This window comes from Actinoplanes sp. NPDC026670 (assembly GCF_040638175.1).
GTDB lineage: Bacteria > Actinomycetota > Actinomycetes > Mycobacteriales > Micromonosporaceae > Actinoplanes.
Genome location: NZ_JBEZXU010000041.1, coordinates 31,512 through 49,110, shown reverse-complemented (window position 1 = coordinate 49,110; position 17,599 = coordinate 31,512). Strand labels below are relative to the sequence as shown.

The following is a 17,599-nucleotide window of genomic DNA, read 5'->3' as shown; positions in this document are numbered from 1 at the left end:
TAATCTCCGCGGCGTGACGATCGCCGCGCCCGCCCCGGAAACGGACCTGACGACCGCAACACCCGACGACGAGATCACGCCGGACGAGGCCGGTTCCCGCACCCGTAAGAAGCGCGCCTGGCCGGCCCACCTGCTGATGGCGGTGGTCTCGCTGGCCGCCGCCGTCTACGTGTGCCAGGGCCTGTGGGCCGCGCCGTACCGGAACGTGGTCGCTGAGAACGTCAGTGACCAGGGCCAGTTCGAGTGGATGCTGTCGTACGGCGTCTACATGCTCCAGCACCTGAGCAATCCGTTCTTCACCGACCTGCTGAACGCGCCTCGCGGCGTGAACCTGGCGATGAACACGTCGAGCACGTTCTACGCCATCGTGTTCGCGCCGGTCACCCACTTCGCCGGGCCGCAGGTCACGTTCGCGGCGATCATGACGCTCAACCTGGCCGGGTCCGCCTTCGTGTGGTACCTGTTCCTCCGCCGCTGGCTGGTGCGCAGCGGACTCGCGGCGGCGGTCGGCGGCCTGATCTTCGGGTTCAGCCCGGGTCTGGTCTCGCACGCCAACGGCCACCTCAACTGGACCTCCGGCTGGATGGTCGGGATCGTCGCGTACTGGGTGCTGAAACTGCCGGAGCGCGGCCACTGGCTACGCAACGGCATCGTCCTGGGCCTGCTGTGCACCATGGGCTTCTCGGTGGCCGCCGAGGCGCTGTTCTTCGCCGCTCAGGCCAGCGGCCTGTTCCTGTTCGTCTGGCTGCTGTCGCGGGCCGGGCTGCGGGAAGCGCGGACCGCGCTCAAGCCGGTGCTGCTGTCGCTGGGGGTGACCGCGGTGGTGGCCGGCGCGTTGCTGGCGTGGCCGCTGTACATGCACTTCGCCGGGCCACTGAAGTTCTCCGGCACCGGGTTCGGCATGAAGCAGTTCTCCGAGGACCTGGTCGCCTACGCGTCGTTCCCGCTCCAGTCGGTGGCCGGCAAGTTCGGGTGGGGCGCCGACCTCGCGCCGAACGCGACCGAGGCCACCTCGTTCCTGGGCGTGCCGCTGATCGTGCTGTTCTTCGTGGCGCTGGGGCTGCTCTGGCGACGGTCGGCCCCGGACCGGCGGGTCACGCTGCGCGCGCTGAGCATCGTGGCGATCGTCTTCTTCCTGCTCTCGCTCGGCCCGCGGCTCCAGTTCCTCGGCGAGGAGCACTCGAACATCCCGCTGCTGTACGCGCTGCTCACCGAGGTCCCGCTGTTCGACTCGGCGCTGCCGGTCCGCTACACGCTCGTCGTGGTCATCGTGTTCGCACTGGTCATCGCGATGCTGACGGACGAGTTGGTGCGCAGCCGGGACAGTCTGATCCGCAGCCGCGGCGCCCGGATCGCGTTCGGTGTGGCGATCGTCGCGGTGCTGGTCCCGATCGCCCCGCTGCCGCTGAAGACCATGGAGCGCTCGTCCGAGCCGGTCTTCTTCTCCAGCGGCCGCTGGGAGGACTACGTCTCGGTGAACGGGGTGATCACCTCCCTGCCGCTGTCCAGCGAGGTCGCGGTGGACGCGATGCGCTGGCAGGCGTACACGATGGCCCGTGGCGGCGACCGGCTGTTCAAGATCCCGGCCGGCTACTGGCTCGGCCCGCGCGACTACACCGAGGCCGGGCGGCACGACACCGGCCGGCTCGGCCCGCCGGAACGGCCGACCGCCAAGCTGTTCTACCGGGCCGCCAGGTGGGGCAACCGCCCGCAGCTGACCAACCTGGACCGGGCGCAGGCACGGATCGACTTCGCCTACTGGAAGATCGAGGCGATCTTCCTGCCCGCCGAGCTGACCGGCCCCAAGGGCAACCTGAACCGGGACGCGCTGCTCCAGGTGGCCACCGAGATGCTCGGCGAGCCGGAGCAGGTGGACGATGTGCTGGTGTGGCGTATCCGTCCCGGAGTGGACCCGGTCGATCAGTGGGAAGAGGGCTAGGCTTGCGGCCGTGACCTCTTCCGTCCTCACCGTTCTCCGTCCCGGCCTGGTCGACTACCTGGAGGCCTGGGAGGAGCAGAAGCGCCTGCACGAGGGTGTGGTGGCCGGCACTCAGCCGGACACGGTGTTGCTGCTGGAGCATCCGAGCGTCTTCACCGCCGGTAAGCGGACCGAGCCGGCCGACCGCCCGTTCGACGGCACCCCGGTGGTCGACGTCGATCGTGGCGGCCGGATCACGTGGCACGGGCCGGGCCAGATCGTCGGCTACCCGATCCTCAAGCTGCCGGACCCGGTGGACGTGGTGGCCTACGTCCGCCGGACCGAGCAGATGCTGATCGACGTGTGCGCCGAGTTCGGTGTGGTCGCCGAGCGGGTCGAGGGCCGCAGTGGCGCCTGGGTCCGGGCCACCGAGGGCGGGCTGGACCGCAAGATCGCGCAGATCGGGATCCGGGTGTCGCGCGGGGTGACCCTGCACGGGTTCGCGCTCAACTGTGACTGCGATCTGTCCAACTTCAATCGGTTCATTCCGTGCGGCATCCGTGACGCCGGCGTCACCTCGCTCAGCGCCGAGGTCGGCAGGCCGGTCCCGGTCGCCGAGGTCATGCCGGTCGTCGAGCGCCATCTCGCCACACTGATCTGATGGCCCTCTACCGCAACCCGCGCGACAAACGGGTCTTCGTCCCCCGGCCGAACGGCAGCATGATGCTCAATTTCGGTCATCCGATCGCCTGGGCCATCCTCATGTGCATGACCGTGATCCCGTTCGTGATCGTCGCGGTGGTCACCGTGGCGGTCCTCCTCTAGCAGCCGGAACCGCCGGCCGTCGCCCACCCATGGAATGACCGGCGCATTACCGGGCTGAGCGACGGCCGGCGGTCTCACGGTGACCACCGCATACGCCCGGCGGTCGCGCTGGAGGCCGGGAGCGGGCAGCCACCTCGCGGTGTGGCCACGGTGCTCTTCGTGGCCGTACCGTCAAAGAAGCCGCCAAACCTTGACCTGACCGCCGGTCTGCTGGCACGCGAGGTGTCGGCCGGTGCGGCGGCAGCCGCTCGGTGTGCTTCCCGGGAGGTGACCGCGGACCTGGCCGGCCGCCCATTCGACGACGCTGAGCCCGGGACCGTCGGGGCGGATCAGCAGGTCACCGGCGGGCAGGCCGTAACCGAGATCCCGCCGGGCGACGCCGGTCCCCGGGTCGATCAGCAGGGCCCGGCCGTCGGCGGTCCGGACGATGCCGCCCTCGCCGCCGATCCAGTTCCGGTTGTTCCAGACGACGTGGCCGTTCAGCAGCTCGATCGCGGACAGGCCGGGTCCACCCGAGACACACACCAGCGTGCCGCACGCCGTGATCGCGCGGGGCAGCAGCAGCGGAAGCGTCCATGTCCGCCGGCCGTCGATCATGGTCACTGTGCTGTCGCCGAGCAGATAGGCCCGGTCGTCGATGACCCGGACGGTGGGCGTGGACCCGGCGGCGGCCACCCGATCCGTGCTGTGCACCAGGTCACCGTTGTCCAGGGCGAGCGTGGTGGTGCTGGAATCGGTCACGGCCAGGAGATGCGCGGAGGTCGCGGCGATCGCGTGGGGCCGGGCGGAGAACGGCTGTTTCCAGCGGATCCGGTCCTGCTTCGGGTCGTAGAGGGCGAGCGTCCCGGCCGCGCCGTCCCAGAGTGCGATCCGGTCGCCGGCCGCCCGGGCCAGCGAATAGGTCCGCGGGTCGACCCGGTCCGCACCGGTCCGCACGTCGAGGATCCGGGTGTCGTCGTTGCCCGACACGACGAGCGCCGGGCCGATCTCGGTGAGCGCCGGAATCCCCGCGAACCAGTCGACGTCCCGCTGCCAGATCGCCGTCCCGGAGTCGAGCGACCAGGCGATGACCTCCAGCCGGCCGGTGGTCCGGGTGTGCGTGCTGTACAGGGTCGTGCCGGTGAGCAGCCACGTCCCGGACGGGCTCGCGGTCGCGGCGACCTGCGCCAGTTCGCGGACCCGCGGCATCGGCGCCGACGGTCCGAGCAGGAACGCCAGCAGCACCACGACCAGCGCCGCCGGCAACGCACGTGTCACCGGCGGCGCGGGCCGGGCCGGTGGGACGGCCCGGTCGAGATCGATCATCACTACGGCATTGTGCTGCCTACGGGGCGATCCGGTTCAAGTCGCGAGGGAAGGCGGTCGTCTCGCGCACGTTCGTGATTCCGGTCAGGCGGGCCACGAACCGTTCCAGGCCGATCGCCCAGCCACCGTGCGGAGGCATCCCGTAGCGGAATCCGTCCAGATAGCCCGCATACGGCTCCAGCGACTCACCGTTTCTGGTGAGGGCCGCCACATAGTCCTCGTAGCGGTGCAGCCGCTGCCCGCCGGTGACGATCTCCAGACCACGGAACAGCAGGTCGAAGCCGTTGGACCAGGTCGGGTCGGCCGGGTCCGGATGCGTGTAGAACGGCCGCTTCCGCATCGGGTAGCCGGTCACGAACACGAACTCCGAGCCGTACTCCCGCAGCGCCCACTCCCCCAGTGCCCGCTCGTGCGCCGGGGCGAGGTCGGGCTCGTCCTCGAGCGCGCCGGCGATCCGCAGCGCCTCACTGAAGTGGACCGCCGGGATCTCCCCCTTGATCGAGTTTTCCAGGATGCCGATCTCGCCGAGCATCCCCTCGAGCGTCAGCGTCAGCGCGGCCATCACGTCCCGGTGGTCGGTGATGAAACCCATCTCGGCGTCCAGCGACGTGTACTGCGCCAGGTGCCGCGCGGTGTCGCTCGGCTCGGCCCGGAACACCGGCCCCACCTCGTAGACCCGCTCGAACACCCCGACCATCAGCTGCTTGTAGAACTGCGGCGACTGCGCCAGATAGCCCGGCCGCCCGAAATAGTCGAGCTTGAACACGTTCGCCCCGGACTCGGTCGCCGACTCGACGATCTTCGGGGTGTGGATCTCGACGAACCGTTGCGCCTCCAGCGCCTCCCGGAAACCCTTGGTCGCGGCAGCCGCGACCCGCAGGCTCGCCGCCCGGCTCGGATGCCGAAGAGCGAGAGCAGCGTGGTCCAGCTGGGCGGGAAGCCCGGCGTTCAGCGTGGGTCGATGCATTTCAAACGGCAGCGGTACGGCTACCCGGCTCAGTTCGCGGAAGGAGGGACGTATCAGCTCCACTCCGTATGGCGCCTGCTCGTTGGCGGTGACCACAGCGGTCACCTCGACGACGCTCTCCTCGGTGAGCTGCTCCAGCTGCTCGCGTGCCGCCGGTTCGGTGACGACCACCTGACTGAACCCGGCGGCGTCCCGCACGATCAGGAACGCGACCGACTTGAGCAACCGGCGGCGGTGGATCCAGCCGGCGATGGTGACTTCCCGGCCCGGTTCTTGCGTGGCCAGTTCGGTGGAGAGGATGCGTTGCATGGCGGTTACCTCCTCTGGTGACTGCAACGCGGCCCCAGGGAGGTGCGGGCGAGCGGGATCCTCGCGGTACCACCGCACCTTCGCGCCCGTTGTGGGAAACGGGCGCCTCTTTGTCGTGCTGCGGCTCCGGGGTGTCTTCACGCTCCGGCGCGCGGGCCATCCTTCCCAGCTGCCGGGTGGCTCTCTCGGCCGGCGGATCGAAGCGTTACTCGGTCCCATCATCGCCGTGACGGGAACGCTAACAGTCACCGATGCGGCATTCTCCTGAATTATGGGTGACGGCCCTCACACGAATGGTCACGTGAGCCTCGTCGCCCCTGCGCTGTGCCCGGCCTGTGCGGGCGTATCTTCGGGGTGTGACTATTGCTCCCGAGGGCCGCCGCATGCTGCGCATCGAAGCGCGCAACGCCGAGACTCCCATCGAGCGGAAACCCCCGTGGATCAAGGTCAAGGCCAAGATGGGCCCTGAGTACACCGAGATGCGCGGCCGCGTCCAGAAGGAAGGCCTGCACACGGTCTGCCAGGAGGCCGGCTGTCCCAACATCTACGAGTGCTGGGAAGACCGCGAGGCCACCTTCCTCATCGGCGGTGACCAGTGCACCCGCCGCTGCGACTTCTGCCAGATCGACACCGGCAAGCCGGCCGAGTTCGACGCCGACGAGCCCCGCCGCGTCGGCGAGTCGGTCGCCACGATGGGCCTGCGCTACGCCACCGTCACCGGTGTGGCCCGCGACGACCTGCCCGACGGCGGCGCCTGGCTCTACGCGGAGACGGTCCGCCAGATCCACAAGCTGATGCCCGGCTGCGGCGTCGAGCTGCTGATCCCCGACTTCAACGCCGACCCGGCCCAGCTGGCCGAGGTCTTCGGCGCGACACCCGAGGTGCTCGCCCACAACCTGGAGACGGTGCCGCGCATCTTCAAGCGCATCCGCCCCGGCTTCCGCTACGAGCGCTCCCTCGACGTGATCACCCAGGCCCGCGCCGCCGGCCTGGTCACCAAGAGCAACCTGATCCTCGGCATGGGCGAGACCCGCGACGAGGTGTCGTCGGCTCTCCGCGACCTGCACGGCGCCGGCTGCGAGCTGATCACCATCACCCAGTATCTGCGGCCCACCCCGCGCCACCACCCGGTCGAGCGCTGGGTGAAGCCGGAGGAGTTCGTCGAGCTCCGCGAGGAGGCCGAGCAGATCGGTTTCGCCGGCGTGATGAGCGGCCCGCTGGTCCGTTCGTCCTACCGCGCGGGCCGTCTCTACAAGCAGGCCCTCGAAGCCCGAGGCTGACCCCTTCAACACATCGAGCCCCGCGCCGTGGCGGCGCGGGGCTCTCTGGTTTCACAGCTCTGGGCGGCTACTTCTTCTTTTTCGCCGCTTTCTTGTCCTTCTTGCCCTTCTTACCCTTCTTACCGTCGCCGCTGTCCTTGCCGCCCTTCTCGGACCCCCAACGGGCCTCGGCGACCTCCGGAACCAGCACCGGCGACAGAAGCTTCAAGAAGACCATGGCGAGGGGAGCGAGCCAGGCCCACCACGGCACCAGCGAGTCCGGCCCCACCAACATGCCGACGACGTCGTAACTCACCTCGACTGCGGTATCCATCATCTGCCTCCGGAGGACGAAACGCTCAGCTCAGGCAGGACGCCCTCCTGTGCTTCGGCCCCCAATATCGGACCCCCGCCGCCCGCCATTAGCTTTCCCCCGCCCCGCCCCCACGCCACCGTTCGGCCTCGGGTGGGTAGGTGCCCACTTCCGGTATCAGCGCCATCGGATCACCCCTCCGAAGGGCGTTCCGATCACTCCAGCGGCGACCGTCCGCCGACTGCCAACACTGGTTCCACATCCCCGAGACACCGGGCCACCCGGACCTGCCCGCTGAGCCGATCTTGCAAGACCCACACCTCCGAGGGCCCTGCACAAACCCGCGCTTCAGGGCCGACTTTGCACGAGCACCCATCTCCAGCCGACCTCACACAAGAACACACCCCAGGCCGACCCGGCACGAGAACACACCCCAGGCCGACCCGGCACGAGAACACACCCCAGGCCGACCCGGCACGAGAACACATCCCGGGACCGGTCTTGCACGAGCACGCGCCTCCGGCCGATCTCGCATGAAGACGCGTCTCCGGGCCGATCTTGCACGAGTTTGCACGTCAGGGCCGATCTTGCAGGTATCTCCATGCCCCGGCGGACATGCCCAGGCGGGAAACTCGTGCAAGATCCACGCCAGGATGTGGGCCTTGCGCGATGATCCACCCCAGGGAGACTTCTGCGAAGCCGCCTCAGCTTGAGAAGGACAGCCCTCAGGCGGATGGCATCGCCTCGCCCGTGACGCTTCCCTCGGCTCGGCGCCCGTGACGCCTCCCCCGTGCTCGGCGTCCAGGCCTAGCGTCTCGGCTCGGCACCCCGGCTTGGCGTCTCGGCCTAGCGTCTCGGCTCGGCACCCCGGCTTGGCGTCTCGGCCTAGCGTCTCGGCTCGGCACCCCGGCTTGGCGCCCGTGGCTCGCCGCTCGCCGGCCGCGGATCTTGCACGATTCTTCACCCTCGCGCCGATCTTGCAGCCTTCTCCGTGCCCCGACGGGAAGAAAGCTGCAAGGTCTCCCCGGCGCAGTAGACCTTGCACGACAAGACACGCCCAGACATGAATGAACGTGCAAGATCGCCATGAAGGTGGAGAATCGTGCAAGATCTACGCGGCCAGCCGGGGTTGAAACCTCTGCAAGAACGAGATTTCGCCTAGTTCCGGTCCCCCGCGCGACCAGCGCGACAGTCCGCAGGCAGGGCGCGACGTCATCGCCCGGCAGAGGGAGCGAGCTCGGATTCAGCGAAAGCCTTGGGGAAGCTTCCAGGACACGAAGAACCGTGAAAGATCGCCGCGGGCGAGCAAACTCGTGCAAGATCCCGAGGTGACGCGAAGGGGACACCGGAGCCTCACGGAACCACTCGAACCCCCGAACGCCGCATAACCCACCCGACCCCCGAAACCCGCATAACCCACCAAATCTGGCGCACTCCCGCGCCCAGGGCCAACCTGCAAGATCGGCGGTGCGGTGGGGGACCGGGGCCGCGGGTGGTTCCGGTGCCGTGCAGGCTGCCGACATTCGGCGTGGGTAGGCCTGGCTCGCGTGGGTTAGTCGCTGTCACCCCGCTGCGCGAAGTGGCCTCAATCGGGAGGAAGTAGGTCTACGTCCGAGTTAGGCGCTGCCGCTCTGCTGCACGAAGCGGCCCTGCTCGGGAGGAAGTAGGTCTACGTCCGAATTAGGCGCTGCCGCTCTGCTGCGCGAAGCGGCCCTGCTCGGGAAGGAAGCGGCCCTGCTCGGGGATGGAAGCGGCCCTGCTCGGGGAAGGAGGTAGGTCTACTTCCGAGTCAGGTGTCGAGGTAGCCGAGGCGGTGGGCTACAGCGGCGGCTTCGACGCGGTTGGTGACTGCCAGCTTGGCGATAATCCGGGAGACGTGGACGCTTGCTGTTTTCGGGGAGATGAAGAGGCGTTCGGCGATTCGGCCGTTGCTGTGGCCCTCGGCGACCAGGCGCAGGACCTCGCGTTCGCGGGCGGTCAGGACTTCCGGGCTTGCGGCGGGGACCGCGCGGTTTCGGATGCCCAGGCGGCGGGCCAGGACTTCGATGGCCTTGCACAGCGGCCTGGCTCCGAGGGCGGTCGCGAGGGTGGCGGCCTCGGTGAGAGCTGCGGTGGCGGCGGGGCGGTCGGCGGCGGAGGCCTCGGCCAGTGCGAGAAGCGCTCCGGCCAGCTGGTAGGGCTGCCCGTCCGCTCGCCAGGCCTCGACCGTCGCCTGCCAGCGTTCGGCGCCACCGTCCAGGATGGCGGCCAACTGGGCGGCGTAGGCACGCTCAGCGGGGTACCGCTGTGGCAGGAGGGTGGCCAGCGCCCGAATCGCACTCTCCAGGTCGCCGGCCGCAAGCGCAGCAACCGGCAGCGGCGAAGACTGCACGGTCTCGGCGGCCGGCGAGACCCGAGAGCCAGCGGCAGTAGAGGGCCAGGAAGCCCCCGGCACCGAGGGCGAAGGCGCAACAGCAGCCGCCGGCGCAGCCAAGCCGGCGTCGGCAACCACCGGAGCACCGGGGAGCGCACGGATCGCTGCGGAAGCCGGAGTGGGAGAAACCGCCGCAGAACCCCGGGTGGGAGGACCCACCACAGAACCCAAGGCGGGAGGAACCGCTACGGAACCCGAGGCGGAAGGAACCACCACAGAACCCAAGGTGGGAGAAACCGCCACAGAACCCAAGGCAGGAGGAACCACAACAGAACCCAAGGCAGGAGGAACCACAACAGAACCCAAGGCAGGAGGAACCACAACAGAACCCAAGGCGGGAGAAACCGCCACGGAACCCAAGGGGGAAGGAACCGCCACAGAAGCCGGGGTGGGAGGAACCACCACAGAACCCGACGCGGGAGAAAACGCCGCGGAAGCCGAGGCGGAAGGAACCGCCGCGGAACCCAGGCTGGACGGAACTACCACAGCGGCCCGGGTGGGAGAAGGTGCCGCGGAAGTCAGGGTGGGTGGGAGGGTGCGGGCCGCTGCGGTCAGGAGGGGCCAGGTGTAGCGGGGGCGGGTCGTGAGCGTGGTGTCCTGGAGGGCGGCTTCGGCTGCGGCGCCGGCGGCCACCGTGTCGCCGGCGGCCTGGGCGGCGACGATGCGCAACTCCAGGAGGCAGATGCGGGCCTCGTGGGTCAGGAACGTCTTGGCCAGGGACATCACCGCCTGCGTGACGATCTGGGTGGCGCCGTCGTGGCCGCGGGCCAGGCGCAGGCGGGCTCGGAGGCCCAGGCCGGGCAGGGCCAGGGTGCCGGGTGGGTCGTGGCGGGCGGCCTGGGCCAGGAGGGTGTCGGCCTCGTCCCAGCGGCCCAGGGCCATCAGCGCCTCGGCGTGGTTGGCCAGCAGGTAGACGCCTGTGGTGCGGCTGACGCCGACCCGGTCAGCCAGCGGGACGCCCTCGGCGGCGGCCGCTGCGGAGGCAGCGTAGTCACCCAGCTCGAACAGCGCGTCGGAGAGGTTGACCAGGGCGGCAGCCAGGTTGGGGACGTCACCGGCGGCTCGGCTGCGGTCGACCGAACGGCGCATCGTGGGCAGGCTCTCGGCCGCCGGGAGACGGCCGCTGCACACTTTGCTGTACGTGATCTCGGCCGCCGCCTGGGCGGCCTCGTCACCGAGCTCGGCGGCCGCGGTGAGCACCATCTGGGCGATCCGGTCGGCCTCGGGATCGTCGACTGCGGACAGGACGTAGACGACGTTGCTGAGCAGCTTGAGCCAGGTGTGGTCGCGGGGCACGCCGGTGAGCAGCCGGTACGCCTCACGGGCCTCGGCCGCGCCGTCGCTCTTGCCGGCGTTGCGCAGCAGCTTGGCGCGGCGGATCAGGAGCCGGGCGGCGCGGACCGGCTGGGTCTCGAAGTCGAGGTCGGCGAGGGTGACCCGGGTCAGGGTGAGGGCGCGCATGTGCTCGCCGGAGTCGATGGCGGCGAGCGCGGCCTCCTCCAGCAGGTCGAGGTGGCCGGCGCCGATGAGGGCGGCCGGGTCGGGCACCTGGTCCCACAGCTCGAGCATGCGGTCGAGGAGGCGGGCCCGCTCGGCGAACGCGTAGCGGCTGCCGGCGGCATCGGCGGCCCGGTGGGCGGCGACCAGGGCGCGGGCGTGGTCGCGGGCGGAGAACCAGTGGTGGGCGATCTCGGCGGGCGCCCGGTCGGCCTCGACGAGGTGTGGCTCGGACTCGATGGCCTGCGCGTAGCGGGCGTGCAGCCGGGCCCGCTCGCCGGGCAGCAGGTCGTCGTGGATCGCCTCGCGGACCAGGGCGTGCCGGAACTCGTAGCCCCCGGCGGGGTCGGCAACGATGAGCTGGGCGGCGATGGCGGCACGCAGCGCGGACTCCAGCGCCGTCTCATCGACATCGGCGAAGCCGGCACGGACAGAGCCGGCACCACCGAACCCGGCCCGGGCGGAGTCGACACCGTCGAACCCGGCGCGGGCGGAGTCGGCACCACCGAACCCGGCCCGGGCGGAGTCGACACCGTCGAAGCCGGCGCGGGCGGAGTCGGCACGGGCGGAGTCGACACCGGCGAAGTCCGCACGGGCAGAGCCGGCACCACCAAACCCGGCCCGGGCGGAGTCGACACCGCCGAAGTCCGCACGGGCGGACCCGGCGCCGCCGAAGCCGCCGCCGGCGGAATCGGAACGAGTGAAGCCGCCGCCGAGGGAATCGGAACGGGCGAAGTCGGCGCCGGCGACCCGGGTCAGTAGCTCGTGGCCGAACCGGGTGCCGCCGACCGCGGCCACCCGCAGCACCCGCTGGGCCGCGTCGGGCAGCTGGTCGGCGCGGGAGAGCAGCAGGTCGCGCAGGGTGTCGGGGATGTCGCCGCAGCGCGGGTCGGCGGAGGCGGCGAATTGCTCGATGAAGAACGGGATGCCCTGGGCGCGGCGGCTGATCGCGTCGACCGTGGGCTGGTCGGGCTCGGCGCCGAGCAGGTGGCCGAGCAGCTCGGCGGTGCCGTCGCGGTCGAGCCGGTCGAGGTCGTGGCGCTGGACGCCGCGAACCCGCTCCAGCTCGGCCAGGAACGGGCGCAGCGGGTGGCCGCGGTGCAGCTCGTCGGTGCGGTAGGTGGCGATCAGCAGCAACCGGGGCACGCGGGCCGAGCGGACCAGGAAGGCGATCAGGTCGCGGGTGGACCTGTCGGCCCAGTGCAGGTCCTCCACCACCAGGACCACCGGGCGCTCCTCGCCGAGCCTGGCGAAGAGCGCGCCGACCAGCTCGAACAGGTGGCCGCGGCGGGTCTCGCCGGGCTCGGCGGCCGGGCCCAGCTCGGGCAGCAGCCGGGCGAACTCGGCCTCCCGTCCGCCGAGGACGGCCCGGCCCTCGCGGCGGCACAGCTCGCGCAGCGCGGCCGCGAACGGCGCGAAGGGCAGACCCTCCTCGCCCAGCTCCAGGCACTGGCCGAGGAGGACACGGGCGTCGAGCGAGCGGCTGAACTCCTCGACGAGCCGGGTCTTGCCGACGCCCGCCTCGCCGCCGATCAGCACGGTGGCGGGCTCGTCGCCGCCGGCCCGTTTGAGGGCCTCGCGCAGCGCGGCCAGGTCAGGCTCACGCCCGACCAGGACCGTGCTGTGCACGCTCACCGTCATGAGATCGAGCATGCCACGCCCCTACGACACATTTTCCGCCCCGATCATGATGTGAGAGCCCGGCGCCAGGGAAAACGATCATGAGGTGAGGACCTGGCGCCGGAGAAGACGATCATGGGGTGGGAGTCCGGCGGCGGAAGAGCAGGCGCCGGAGAAGACGCGGCCGTTCGGACTGTTTCCGATGGACGACACGGTGCTCGCAGGCGTCCTGGAGCATGCCGTCGATGCGGAAACGGGCGAGCTGGGAGTGGGTGCCGGGGTCGCTGAAGGGAATCATGAGAGGGACTCTTCGCCCGAAGGCAGCCCCCAAGCATGGGGACACCGCCTCATCTCTCCCGGCGGCCCCTCCTTACTCACGACTCCTGAGGTCCCCGGGACGCCGTAAGGTACCTGAGCCCCACTACACTTCCGGGCATGGCAAAACCCCAGGAGAAGGTGTCGTTCGGCGAGCGCCTGAAGCAGATCGGCCAGGTGTTCTCGTTCACCGCCAAGCAGGACAAGTGGTTCGTCCCGCTGGTCGTCGGCGCGGTGGCGATCCCGGTCGCGATCACCGTGACGATCGTGCTCCTGACGGGTGGCTGGCTGTGGATCCCGGTCGGCATCCTGTTCACGCTGCTGGCCGTGCTGATCGTGCTCAATCTGCGGTCCAACACCGCGATGATGAACGTGGCGGAGGGCCAGCCCGGCGCCGCCGCCTCACTGATGGAGAACATGCGCGGCGACTGGCGGGTCCGCCCGGCCGCGAGCTCCACGACGCAATTCGACATGGTGCACGTGGTGATCGGCAAGCCGGGTGTGATCCTGCTCGCCGAGGGTGACCCGCAGCGGGTGCGCAACCTGCTCAGCCAGGAGAAGAAGCGGCTGGTCAAGGTGATCGGCAACGCCCCGATCTACGACTACGTGATCGGCTCCGAGGAGGGGCAGCTGTCGATCCGCAAGCTGCGTTCGACGATGCTGCGCCTGCCGCGCAACCTGACCGGCAAGGACGTCAACGCCCTGGACAAGCGGCTCGGCGCGCTGATGGCGCGGCCCCAGATGCCCAAGGGCGCGATCCCCAAGAACATGCGGCCGAGCAAGGGCGCGTTCCGGCAGCAGCGCCCCCGCTGATCAAAACCCCCTCTGGGGTACGGGGCGAGCGGCCCCGAAAAGCAGCAGCCCGTCCCGAGTACCGGGGCGGGCTGCCGTTGTCCTGTCGTGACGTGCATGTGTGGCCGTACCACCAAAAATGCCGGACCCCGGGAGTGACCTTTTATCGACAAGGGTCTCCATGATCGGCCCGGGGCGATAGCCTCGGGTCTACGCCGCTTTCCGGCGGTCCACGCCGGACAGTGACGCCGACCTGCACCCTGGGCACGAAGGAGTTCCGCTCGTGGTCAGCACCCTGGCGGTTCCGGGCACCTATCCGACCCTGCGCGATGCTCTCGAGGTGGCGCCCGACGGCGCCGTCGTCCTGCTGGCCCCGGGCACCTATCGGGAGCGGATCGACCTGGCCGGCCGCCGGCTGACCGTGCGGGCGTCGGGTGATCCGGGTTCGGCGGTGGTGGACGCGTCGGGTCTGGAGGGCCCGGCGCTGGCGGTGGCGTCGGGCGAGGTCGAGGTGGAGGGTCTGGCCCTGGTGTCGGACGACTATCCGGCGGTGGCGATCGGTGGCGGCCGGGTCCGGTTGCGGCGCTGTGAGCTGTCCGCGGGTTACGGCGCCGGCCTCCAGGCCGAGGGCGGCGCGACGGTGGACGCCGCGGAGGTGCGGGTGGTCGCCGGCCAGCACGGTTTCGTCTTCTCCGACGCGGGCGGCACGGTTGATTCGTGTGCGGTCAGCGGCGTCTCGGACGACGGGGTGATCGTGCGGCTCGGCGCGGATCCGGTGATCCGCGACACCCGGATCACCGACTGCGGTTACCGGGGTGTCTACGTCTACCAGTCGGGGCGGCCGCGGATCGAGCGCTGTGAGGTCGCCGGCGCCGGTGACGCGGGCATCGTGGCGGCCAACGGGAGTTCGGTGCGGATCGTCGAGACGTGGGTGCACCAGACGCACGGGCCGGGGATCGTGATCGGCGCCGGCTGCACGGCCGGGATCGAGCAGTGCCGGGTGGAGGAGACCGCTGATCCGCCGGTGCACGTCGACGCCCGGGCCACGGCGACGGTGACGGAGCTGCTGGGGGCTGCCGCGCAGGGCGCCGCCGACGTGGAGCGGCTGCTCACCGAGCTCGATTCGATGATCGGGCTGGCCGGGGTGAAGGCCGAGGTCCGGTCGCTGATCGACGAGATCCAGGTGAACGAGTGGCGGCGCGGCGCGGGCCTGTCGGTCGGCTCGGCCAGCCACCACCTGATCTTCACGGGCTCCCCGGGGACCGGGAAGACCACCGTGGCCCGCATCTACGGCCGGCTGCTGAAGGCGCTGGGGGTGCTGCCGGACGGGCAGTTCCGTGAGGTGTCCCGGCGTGACCTGGTCGGGCAGTACATCGGGCACACCGCGGAGAAGACGACGTCGGTGTTCGAGGACGCGATGGGCGGGGTGCTGTTCATCGACGAGGCGTACACACTGGCCCGGGCCGGTGGGGCGGCCGCCGACTTCGGCCAGGAGGCGATCGACACCCTGGTGAAGCTGATGGAGGACCACCGGGAGCAGGTCGCGGTGATCGTCGCCGGCTACACCCGGGAGATGTCCGATTTCCTGGACGCGAACTCGGGTCTGGCCTCCCGGTTCGCGAAGACCCTCGAATTCGAGAACTACGGCCCGGACGAACTGGTGATGATCGCCGACCGGATCGCCCGCAACGACGACTACGTGTTCGCCGACGGGCTGCCGGAGGCGCTGTGGGAGCACTTCGGACAGCTGGAGCGGGACCGTAACTTCGGCAACGCCCGGGAGGCCCGCCGGCTGCTGGAGGGCATGCGCAAGGCGCAGTCCGGCCGGCTGCGGGCGATGGGCCGGATGCCCAGCCGTGACGACCTTCGGACACTGATGCTCGCCGATCTGCGAGTGGCCACACGCTGAACCGACAGGGAGGTGAGACGTGCACCGTGGCGAAGGAACCACCTATCGGGCAGCGCCGGCGGTCCCGGTCCGCGCGGTGGCCCGGCGCGGGCATCTCGGATCGCTCAGCCTCGCGCAGATCCTCGTGGCCGAGGCGGTGCTGCTGGCGCTCGCGGCGTCGCTGGCCGCCACCCCGGTGGTGCTGCTGCTCGTCGGAGCCGGCTCGGCGGCCCTGCTGTTCGCCTTCTTCGCACGCCGGCAGAACCGCTGGTGGCTGGAGCACCGGCAGGTGGCCCGCGATCATCGCCGCCGTCGCGCCGCCCGGATCGATCCGCGGCCCGGCCCGGTGCTGGCCGCGCTGCGCACGATCGCGCCCGGCCTGACCGTGCACGAGGTGACGGCCGCCGACGGCACGGTCGGGGTGGCCCGGGACGAGGCCGGCTGGTTCAGCGTGGTGACGCTCGACCCGGCCGCCGCGCCGCTGCCGGTGGACACGCTGCTCGGCATCCTCGCCGGCACCGGGCAGCCGGGCCTGGTGATGGAGCTGGTCACGCACACGGTGCCGGCGCCGAGCCCGGACGTGCCGGCCGCCTCGCCGTCGGGGGTCTCCTACCGGCAGCTGGCCGATGCCACGGGCTCCGGGCCGGTCCCGTCCTACCGCGAGTCGTCGGTCAGCATCCGGGTCGACGCGCAGGCGCTGGCCGAGGCGCTGCTCGATCACACCGCCGATCCGGAGGCGGCGGCCACGCTCGTCGCCGGCCTGGCCCGCAAGGTGGTGACCAGTCTGCGGCGGCTCGGGGTGGCCGGCCGGCCGCTGGACGCGGACGGGCTGCTGGCGCTGCTGGCCCGGTCCTGTGACGTGGAGCCGTGGGCGCTCGCCGACGGCCCGGGGCTGGACGAGGCGTGGAACTTCTGGCGGTCGGCCCGGCTGGTGCACCGGACGTACTGGCTGCGCACCTGGCCGGCGTCGGCGACCGAGATCGGGTCGCTGTTCGGGTGGGCGTCGACCGCCCCGGCCGCGCTGACGAGTGTGGCGCTGGTGCTCGGGGCGTCGGGTGGCGAGGACGTGCCGGTGCGGGCGTTCATCAGGCTGGCCACCCGGCCCGACGCCGATCTGCGGGCGCTGGACCAGGTGCTGGTCGAGGGGGTCCGGCGGGTCGGCGGCGAGTTGCAGCCACTCGACGGGGAGCAGGGCCCGGCGGCGTACGCGACCGCCCCGACCGGGGGTGGCGCCGGATGAGCTACCCGATGCCGTACCCGGAGGAGCGCGCCGTCCAGCCGCAGCCGGCCCCGGTCGTGCAGCCGGTCCCGGCCCCGCCCGCGGTCGCCCGGGCCGCCGTGCCGATCGCCCGGGCGCCTGTCGCGCCCGCGGTGACGTCCGCTCCCCTGGCCACGCCGACCCCGCTGACCCGTCCGCCGGATGAGCCGGGCGGCCCGCCGTCGGGGCCGGACGGTGACCGGCCGCCGGACCGGACCGGGCCGTCCGGGCAGACGAGCCGGCTGCGGATCGGCTGGCACACCGTGCCGCGTTCCGGGTTGCGCCGGGTGACGGCGACTCCGCCGGCCCTGGCCGGGCTGCTGCTCGGCCGGGATCAGCAGCAGGTGCCGGTGCCGTTGCGGCTCTTCGCCCCGGATCCGGTTCGGGTGACCCTGGTCGGCGGGGTGTGGGCGGCCCAGCTGCTGATCTTCCGGGCGTTCTCGGCAGGGGTGCGGGTGGTCGTGGTGACGACCGAGCCACGGGCCTGGGCCGGTTTCGGCGAGCGGGCCACCGGCCAGCAGAACCGGCTCACCGTGGTGGCCACGGAACCGGGTGGGCCGGCCGGCGGGACCGCGCAGACCCCGCTGCTGACCGTCTACGACCTGGGTGTGACCGGCCCGATGACGAGCCCGCCACTGGGACCCTGGCACTCGCAGCTGACCATCCTGCGGCAGCTGGACCGGCCGGGCATGGCCGCGGTGCAGGAGGCCGGTCTGGTGGTGCTGCAACGGCTCGGCGGTGACGAGGCGGCCCTGGCCGCGGCGGCGCTGCGACTGCGGCCGCAGAACGGGCAGCTCCTCCAGCAGATGAACGACGACATGATGGCGCTGATCGGCGACGGCGACGACCGCTATCTGTTCCTGCATCAGACCGGTATCGAGCAGCAGTACCTGGGGCCACCCCGCCGATAGACGGGGCCG

The 17,599-nt window shown here is 71.1% G+C and carries 13 protein-coding genes; 8 read left to right on the top strand and 5 right to left on the bottom strand.

Going from position 1 to position 17,599, the window contains the following annotated elements; all coding sequences use genetic code 11:
- Window positions 1–13 precede the first annotated feature (13 nt).
- The 3 genes from AB0E94_RS33235 to AB0E94_RS33225 are packed head-to-tail and all read left to right on the top strand — an operon-like array spanning window position 14 to window position 2,743.
- Window positions 14–1,939 carry a DUF2079 domain-containing protein gene (locus tag AB0E94_RS33235; protein WP_360334591.1) on the top strand — a complete coding sequence of 642 codons (1,926 nt, stop codon included), beginning with the start codon at window positions 14–16 and terminating at the stop codon, window positions 1,937–1,939.
- A 10-nt stretch (window positions 1,940–1,949) separates the two neighbouring features.
- Window positions 1,950–2,579: a lipoyl(octanoyl) transferase LipB gene (gene lipB, locus AB0E94_RS33230; RefSeq protein ID WP_360334588.1), complete on the top strand. Its 630-nt coding sequence runs from the start codon at window positions 1,950–1,952 to the stop codon at window positions 2,577–2,579.
- Window positions 2,579–2,743, top strand: a complete 165-nt coding sequence (locus tag AB0E94_RS33225) for a peptide ABC transporter substrate-binding protein (protein WP_360334585.1) — start codon at window positions 2,579–2,581, stop codon at window positions 2,741–2,743. The genes lipB and AB0E94_RS33225 overlap by 1 nt, the downstream gene beginning before the upstream one ends.
- Before the next feature lie 171 nt (window positions 2,744–2,914).
- Here the strand turns inward: AB0E94_RS33225 and AB0E94_RS33220 are convergent, their stop codons facing one another.
- Entirely contained in the window at window positions 2,915–4,048 is a 1,134-nt protein-coding gene (locus tag AB0E94_RS33220) for a PQQ-binding-like beta-propeller repeat protein (protein ID WP_360334709.1), read from the bottom strand.
- A gap of 19 nt (window positions 4,049–4,067) precedes the next feature.
- A complete protein-coding gene (gene aspS, locus AB0E94_RS33215; RefSeq protein ID WP_360334582.1) occupies window positions 4,068–5,324 on the bottom strand; it encodes an aspartate--tRNA(Asn) ligase in 1,257 nt (418 codons plus the stop codon).
- Window positions 5,325–5,707: 383 nt separating this feature from the next.
- On the opposite strand from aspS, the gene lipA reads away from it, so the two are divergent.
- On the top strand, window positions 5,708–6,604 hold the full coding sequence (lipA, locus tag AB0E94_RS33210) for a lipoyl synthase (protein ID WP_360334706.1): 897 nt from the start codon (window positions 5,708–5,710) through the stop codon (window positions 6,602–6,604).
- A gap of 67 nt (window positions 6,605–6,671) precedes the next feature.
- On the opposite strand, the gene AB0E94_RS33205 is transcribed toward lipA, so the two are convergent.
- The 3 genes from AB0E94_RS33205 to AB0E94_RS33195 form a co-directional block, all read right to left on the bottom strand.
- The gene (locus tag AB0E94_RS33205) at window positions 6,672–6,899 is read right to left on the bottom strand and encodes a hypothetical protein (protein ID WP_360334579.1); all 228 of its coding nucleotides are present in this window, start codon (window positions 6,897–6,899) and stop codon (window positions 6,672–6,674) included.
- A 1,786-nt stretch (window positions 6,900–8,685) separates the two neighbouring features.
- A complete protein-coding gene (locus tag AB0E94_RS33200) occupies window positions 8,686–12,459 on the bottom strand; it encodes an AAA family ATPase (protein ID WP_360334576.1) in 3,774 nt (1,257 codons plus the stop codon).
- Window positions 12,460–12,559: 100 nt separating this feature from the next.
- A complete protein-coding gene (locus AB0E94_RS33195; RefSeq protein ID WP_360334573.1) occupies window positions 12,560–12,724 on the bottom strand; it encodes a hypothetical protein in 165 nt (54 codons plus the stop codon).
- Between the two features lie 137 nt (window positions 12,725–12,861).
- On the opposite strand from AB0E94_RS33195, the gene AB0E94_RS33190 reads away from it, so the two are divergent.
- From AB0E94_RS33190 to AB0E94_RS33175, 4 genes are all read left to right on the top strand, one after another.
- Window positions 12,862–13,554: a DUF4191 domain-containing protein gene (locus tag AB0E94_RS33190; protein ID WP_360334570.1), complete on the top strand. Its 693-nt coding sequence runs from the start codon at window positions 12,862–12,864 to the stop codon at window positions 13,552–13,554.
- Between the two features lie 262 nt (window positions 13,555–13,816).
- Window positions 13,817–15,442, top strand: a complete 1,626-nt coding sequence (locus AB0E94_RS33185; RefSeq protein WP_360334567.1) for an AAA family ATPase — start codon at window positions 13,817–13,819, stop codon at window positions 15,440–15,442.
- Window positions 15,443–15,461: 19 nt separating this feature from the next.
- Window positions 15,462–16,661, top strand: a complete 1,200-nt coding sequence (locus tag AB0E94_RS33180) for a type VII secretion protein EccE (protein WP_360334564.1) — start codon at window positions 15,462–15,464, stop codon at window positions 16,659–16,661.
- Window positions 16,658–17,590: a hypothetical protein gene (locus AB0E94_RS33175; protein ID WP_360334561.1), complete on the top strand. Its 933-nt coding sequence runs from the start codon at window positions 16,658–16,660 to the stop codon at window positions 17,588–17,590. The genes AB0E94_RS33180 and AB0E94_RS33175 overlap by 4 nt, the downstream gene beginning before the upstream one ends.
- Window positions 17,591–17,599 lie beyond the last annotated feature (9 nt).

What these genes read in the sequence shown, in the direction of transcription:
- AB0E94_RS33225 (WP_360334585.1), top strand. Translation starts at nt 2,579, where the DNA reads ATGGCCCTCTACCGCAACCCGCGCGACAAACGGGTCTTCGTCCCCCGG.
- AB0E94_RS33220 (WP_360334709.1), bottom strand. Translation starts at nt 4,048, where the DNA reads ATGATCGATCTCGACCGGGCCGTCCCACCGGCCCGGCCCGCGCCGCCG.
- aspS (WP_360334582.1), bottom strand. Translation starts at nt 5,324, where the DNA reads ATGCAACGCATCCTCTCCACCGAACTGGCCACGCAAGAACCGGGCCGG.
- lipA (WP_360334706.1), top strand. Translation starts at nt 5,708, where the DNA reads ATGCTGCGCATCGAAGCGCGCAACGCCGAGACTCCCATCGAGCGGAAA.
- AB0E94_RS33200 (WP_360334576.1), bottom strand. Translation starts at nt 12,459, where the DNA reads ATGCTCGATCTCATGACGGTGAGCGTGCACAGCACGGTCCTGGTCGGG.
- AB0E94_RS33195 (WP_360334573.1), bottom strand. Translation starts at nt 12,724, where the DNA reads ATGATTCCCTTCAGCGACCCCGGCACCCACTCCCAGCTCGCCCGTTTC.
- AB0E94_RS33190 (WP_360334570.1), top strand. Translation starts at nt 12,862, where the DNA reads ATGGCAAAACCCCAGGAGAAGGTGTCGTTCGGCGAGCGCCTGAAGCAG.
- AB0E94_RS33175 (WP_360334561.1), top strand. Translation starts at nt 16,658, where the DNA reads ATGAGCTACCCGATGCCGTACCCGGAGGAGCGCGCCGTCCAGCCGCAG.